Below are 3204 nucleotides of genomic sequence, written 5' to 3'. Positions count from 1 at the left end.
CGCACCCATCCGCCGAGGGACGCCTACCGGGACTGCGCTGGATCTGCCTTGGATCTTACGGACGTTCTTTCGAGCGTCGGTAAGGACAGGCAGTGGGGTGCCCGATGGAGATCATCACCGGGGTAGAGCGACGGCGGCAATGGCGGGATGAGGAGAAGCTGCGGATCCTGGCCGAGCTGAACCAGCCCGGGGTCAAGTTCAGCGAGGTTGCCCGGCGGCACGACGTCAGCCGCGGCTTGCTTTGGCAGTGGCGGGATGCACAGCGACGCGGCAGGCTGGTGGTCGAGACGCCGGCCTTCCTGCCGCTGCAGGTCGTGCCGGAACTGGCCGCGCCGGCGCCGCCGGGCGGGTCGGGCCTGCCGCCCTGCGCAGGCCCTCCGGCGGTGGAGGACGAGCCGGATGAGCGGATCGAAATCGTGCTGCCGGACGGAACTGCGGTACGCGTTGCCGCGACGATCAGTGCCGCGGCCCTGCGCCGCGTGCTGGCGGTGCTGCGCGCATGATCCCGACGCCGTCCGGTGTCCGGGTGTGGCTCGCGGTCGGCCACACGGACATGCGCCGTGGGATGCATTCACTGGCGCTGCAGGTGCAGCAGGCGCTCGGCCGTGACCCGCATTGCGGCGATCTGGACGTCTTTCGTGGCCGCAAGGCGGACCTGGTCAAGATTGTCTGGCACGACGGGATTGGCATGTCGCTTTACGCGAAGAGGTTGGAGAGGGGACGCTTCATCTGGCCCTCGCCGGCCGACGGTTGCCTGCAGATCTCGGGCGCGCAGCTGGCCTACATGCTCGACGGAATCGACTGGAGAAACCCAGTACGGACCTACAGACCGGAGCTGGCGGGATAGTGTACGGGGCGGTTGCATCGGTGCTACCTGCCGCGCAGCAGCTGTGATTCCATCGCCGGCGTGACAGCCGCGCCGGACACCCCGCCCGACCACATCGCCGCGCTACGCGCTGCCCTCGCGGCCGAGCAGCTGGCGCGGCGCGAGGCCGAGGCGCGCGCCTCGGGCGCCGAGGCGATGGTGGCGCACCTCAAGCTACTGATTGCCCGGCTCAAGCGCGACAAGTACGGCGCCTCATCCGAGCGCGGCCGCAAGCTGATCGACCAACTGGAGCTCGAGCTCGGCGAGCTGGTGGCGGCCGCCAGCGAGGATGCGACCAAGGCGGACAAGGCCGCCGACAAGGAAGGCCGTCCCCGTCGCTCCGACAGCCCGCCCCGCGGCCAACCGGTGCGGGCGCCCCTGCCGGCCCACCTGCCGCGCGAGCGGATCGTCTTGCCGTCACCGACCGCTTGCCCCTGCTGCGGTGGCAAGCTGTCCAAGCTGGGCGAGGACACCACCGAGACGCTCGAGGTCGAGCCGATCCAGTGGAAGGTGATCCAGACCGTGCGCGAGCGGTTCTCGTGCCGCTCCTGCGAGACCGTCACCCAGCCACCGGCCCCCTTCCACCCCATCGCCCGCGGCCGGGCGGGGCCGAACCTGCTGGCGATGATCCTGGAGGCCAAGTTTGGCCAGCACCTGCCGCTGAACCGCCAGAGCGAGGCCTATGCCTTTCAGGGCATCGAACTCAGTGTCTCGACCATCGCCGACTGGGTCGGCGCCAGCACCGCCAACCTTGCCCCGCTGAATGCCCTGATCGACGCCCATGTGCTCGCCGCCGAGCGGCTGCATGGCGATGACACCATCGTCCCGGTGTTGGCCAAGGGAAAGACCATCACCGGGGGGGTCTGGACCTATGTCCGCGACGACCGACCCTTTGGCGGGCAGGCACCCCCGGCCGCGATGTTCCGCTACTCGCGGGACCGGACCGCCGAGCACCCGAACCGGCACCTGGCCGGCTATGCCGGCATCCTGCAGGCCGACGCCTATGCTGGTTACAACGCGCTGTACGAGCCCGATCGACAACCTGGGCCGGTCACCGAGGCGGCCTGTTGGGCCCATGGCAGGCGCAAACTCTTCGAGCTGGCCGAGCTGTCGCGGGCCCCGCTTGCTATCGAGGCGGTGCAGCGGATCGACGCCATCTTTGACGCCGAACGCCCCATCAACGGCCTGCCTGCCGCGGCGCGGCTGGCCGTCCGCCAGCAGCACATCGCGCCCCTCGTCACCGAGTTCGAGGCCTGGATGCGCGAGAGCCGTGGCAAGCTGTCCCGGCACAACCCGGTCGCCAAGGCCATGGACTACATGCTGACGCGCTGGGAGACGTTCACCCGGTTCCTCGGCGACGGCCGGATCTGCCTGACGAACAATGCCGCCGAGCGGGCGCTGCGCGGCATTGCCCTCGGAAGAAAGTCATGGCTGTTCGCCGGCAGCGATCGCGGCGGCGACCGGGCTGCGGCGATGTATTCGCTCATCTACACCGCCAAGCTGAACGACGTCGATCCGCGCACCTGGCTGGCTGACGTCCTGGCTCGCATCGCCGACCATCCTGCCTCGCGCGTGCACGAGCTGCTGCCCTGGAACTGGGCCCAGGCGAGGGAGGGAAAGGCGGCGGCATGACCAGCACCAGCATCGCCCGGCTCAAGATCACCCTCGATGACGTCAAGCCAGCCGTGCTGCGCCGCGTTGAGGTGCCGCTGACCATCCGGCTCGATCGCCTGCACCTGGTGCTCCAGGCCGCCATGGGCTGGACCAACAGCCATCTCTACGAGATCCGGGCCCGCGACGTGGGCTGGGGCGTGCCCGACCCAGACTGGGGAGACGGCCCGCTCGACGCCCGCAAGACGCGTCTCCTCGACGTCCTCGAGGACACCGGCGCGAAGACGCTGAAGTACCTCTACGACTTCGGCGATGGCTGGGAACACACGATCAAGATCGAGCGCATCACGGATCCCATGCCCGGCCTCAGCTACCCGTTCCTGATCAACGCCACAGGGCGCTGCCCGCCCGAGGACGTCGGCGGACCTTGGGGCTACGCCGAGTTCCTCACGGCGATTGCCGACCCGAAGCACGAGAGCCATGCCGAGATGGTCCAGTGGGTCGGCGCGCCTTTCGATCCCAACACCATCGACTTCGATGAGCATGCCAAGGCCGTCGAAGAACTCGCCAAGGCGTGGTCGCGCAAGCCAGCCACCAAGCATAAACCAGCAACCTGATCCGCAGCCCTCGCCGGATGAGCACCCGTAAGGAGTTCAGCCTCGACCGGAAGCGGTGAACGCCGCCCACCCGCTGCCCTCGGCCACCCGCGGCCTTGGCCGTATGGATAC

General features: G+C 69.0%; 4 protein-coding genes. All 4 read left to right on the top strand.

The window, feature by feature from the left end; genetic code table 11:
- Window positions 1–104 precede the first annotated feature (104 nt).
- The 4 genes from tnpA to AC5JBD_RS00005 are packed head-to-tail and all read left to right on the top strand — an operon-like array spanning window position 105 to window position 3093.
- Window positions 105–503: an IS66-like element accessory protein TnpA gene (gene tnpA / locus AC5JBD_RS00020; RefSeq protein ID WP_495719705.1), complete on the top strand. Its 399-nt coding sequence runs from the start codon at window positions 105–107 to the stop codon at window positions 501–503.
- The gene (gene tnpB / locus AC5JBD_RS00015) at window positions 500–847 is read left to right on the top strand and encodes an IS66 family insertion sequence element accessory protein TnpB (protein WP_495719704.1); all 348 of its coding nucleotides are present in this window, start codon (window positions 500–502) and stop codon (window positions 845–847) included. The genes tnpA and tnpB overlap by 4 nt, the downstream gene beginning before the upstream one ends.
- Before the next feature lie 60 nt (window positions 848–907).
- Window positions 908–2497, top strand: a complete 1590-nt coding sequence (tnpC, locus tag AC5JBD_RS00010) for an IS66 family transposase (RefSeq protein ID WP_495719703.1) — start codon at window positions 908–910, stop codon at window positions 2495–2497.
- Window positions 2494–3093, top strand: coding sequence for a plasmid pRiA4b ORF-3 family protein (locus AC5JBD_RS00005; RefSeq protein ID WP_495719702.1), 600 nt, complete (start codon window positions 2494–2496; stop codon window positions 3091–3093). The genes tnpC and AC5JBD_RS00005 overlap by 4 nt, the downstream gene beginning before the upstream one ends.
- Window positions 3094–3204: the final 111 nt, after the last annotated feature.

The organism is Allosphingosinicella sp., from assembly GCF_059502505.1.
Note: the sequence above shows the minus strand (reverse complement) of the source record. Positions and strands in the feature narration are given on the sequence as shown.